Source organism: Phenylobacterium sp. (genome assembly GCF_036821595.1).
In the GTDB taxonomy this organism is placed as follows: Bacteria; Pseudomonadota; Alphaproteobacteria; order Caulobacterales; family Caulobacteraceae; genus Phenylobacterium.
Window position 1 is genome coordinate 1 of sequence record NZ_DAISJG010000172.1, and the last position, 1929, is coordinate 1929.

Annotated in this window: 2 protein-coding genes; one reads left to right on the plus strand and one right to left on the minus strand. The window is 70.4% G+C overall.

Annotation, left to right across the window (positions count from 1 at the left end; all coding sequences use genetic code 11):
- Window positions 1-78: 78 nt before the first annotated feature.
- Entirely contained in the window at window positions 79-1713 is a 1635-nt protein-coding gene (locus V7Z97_RS20315) for a peptide chain release factor 3 (RefSeq protein ID WP_334165432.1), read from the plus strand.
- A gap of 33 nt (window positions 1714-1746) precedes the next feature.
- On the opposite strand, the gene V7Z97_RS20320 is transcribed toward V7Z97_RS20315, so the two are convergent.
- A partial coding sequence (locus tag V7Z97_RS20320) for a YdcH family protein (RefSeq protein ID WP_334165434.1) occupies window positions 1747-1929 on the minus strand: 183 nt, incomplete at its 5' end.

The window sequence follows — 1929 nt, forward strand, 5'->3', positions numbered from 1 at the left end:
CTCCCATGAAGGGGAGGGAGGGCCCCGCGACCTCGCCGCGTTTGCGAAACGGCGGCCGAGCCGCTACCTGCCGCCCCCATGAGCACCTCCCCCGCCGCAGATGCCGCCAGTTCCCGCTCACCCATCGCCGCCCAGGCGGCGCGGCGGCGCACCTTCGCGATCATCTCCCACCCCGACGCCGGCAAGACGACGCTGACCGAGAACCTGCTGCTGGCCGGCGGCGCGATCCGTGCGGCGGGCCAGGTCCGCGCCCGCGGCGAGAACCGCCGCACCCGCTCCGACTGGATGAAGATCGAGCGCGAGCGGGGGATCTCCGTCTCGGCCTCGGTGATGACCTTCGACCACGCCGGCAAGATGTTCAACCTGCTGGACACGCCGGGCCACGAGGACTTCTCGGAGGACACCTACCGCACCCTGACCGCCGCCGACGCCGCGGTCATGGTGCTGGACGCCGCCAAGGGCATCGAGCCGCAGACGCTCAAGCTGTTCGAGGTCTGCCGGCTGCGCGACATCCCGATCGTCACCTTCATCAACAAGATGGACCGCGAGGCGCAGGATCCGTTCGCCCTGCTGGACGAGATCGGCTCCAAGCTCGCCCTCGATCCCGCGCCGCTCTACTGGCCGGCCGGCTCCGGCGGCCGCTTCAGGGGCATGCTCGACCTGCGCCGGGACCAGTTCATCCCCTTCGCCAAGAAGGGCGCCGACGGCTCCGACGAGGGCCATCCCGAGCCCGTGGCCCTGAAGGGCAATTCGCTCGCCGCCTACCTGGACGAGGCCGAACAGGCCGAGGTGGAGGAGGGCGCCATGCTGGTCCAGGAAGCCGCCAAGCCGTTCGACCCGCAGGCCTTCCTCGAAGGCCACATGACCCCGGTGTTCTTCGGCTCGGCCCTGCGCCACTTCGGCGTCGACCAGCTGCTGGAGGGCCTCGGCGACTATGCCCCCGCGCCCAAGGCGGTGCCGGCCACCAAGGGCGGCGAGCCGGTGCAGGTGCAGCCGGGCGACAGGGAGGTCGCGGGCTTCATCTTCAAGGTCCAGGCGAACATGGACCCCAACCACCGCGACCGCATCGCCTTCCTGCGCCTGACCTCCGGCCGCTTCAGCCGCGGCATGAAGCTGAAGGTGCAGAACACCGGCAAGCAGATCAGCGTCAACGCGCCGGTGATGTTCTTCGCCTCCGACCGCGAGCTGGCCGAGGAGGCCTTCGCCGGCGACGTCATCGGCATCCCCAACCACGGCGTCCTGCGCGTCGGCGACAGCCTGTCGGAGAGCGGGACCCTGCGCTTCGCCGGCCTGCCCAACTTCGCGCCGGAGATCCTGCAGCGCGTCCGCGTCAAGGACCCGCTGAAGGCCAAGCACCTGGCCAAGGCGCTCACCGGCCTGGCCGAAGAGGGCGTCACCCAGCTTTTCCGCCCGACCATGGGGGCGGACTTCATCGTCGGCGCCGTGGGCCAGCTTCAGTTCGAGGTCATGGCCGACCGCCTGGCCAACGAGTACCAGCTCGAGGTGATCTTCGAGGCCAGCCCCTGGGCCGAGGCGCGCTGGCTGGTCGCCGAACGCGCCGACCTCGAGGACTTCGCCGGCAAGCACCGGATGCAGATGGCCACCGACATCGACGACCAGCCCGTGTTCCTGGCCAAGTCGGCCTGGGAGATCGGCTACGTCGGCGAGAAGTACCCCAAGGTCCGCTTCGAGCGCTCGCGGGAACGCGCCTAGGGGCGGGCGCTGGCCCGCGCCCGCCCCGCCGCCCTAAAGGCGCAGCGGCGCGAGGCCGGCCTCGGCCAGGAATATCTCGTCGCGCACCTGCAGCTTGCGGCGCTTGAGGTCCTGGATCGCCAGGATGTCGGGCTCGGGGCGGCGCATCTCCTCATGGATCTGCTCCTCGAGCCAGCGGTGCTGGTTCCTGAGACGGGCGATCCTGTAGCTGGTCAT

Bases quoted from the DNA above. Each gene is read 5' to 3' on its own strand.
- V7Z97_RS20315 (WP_334165432.1), top strand. From the start codon at position 79: ATGAGCACCTCCCCCGCCGCAGATGCCGCCAGTTCCCGCTCACCCATC.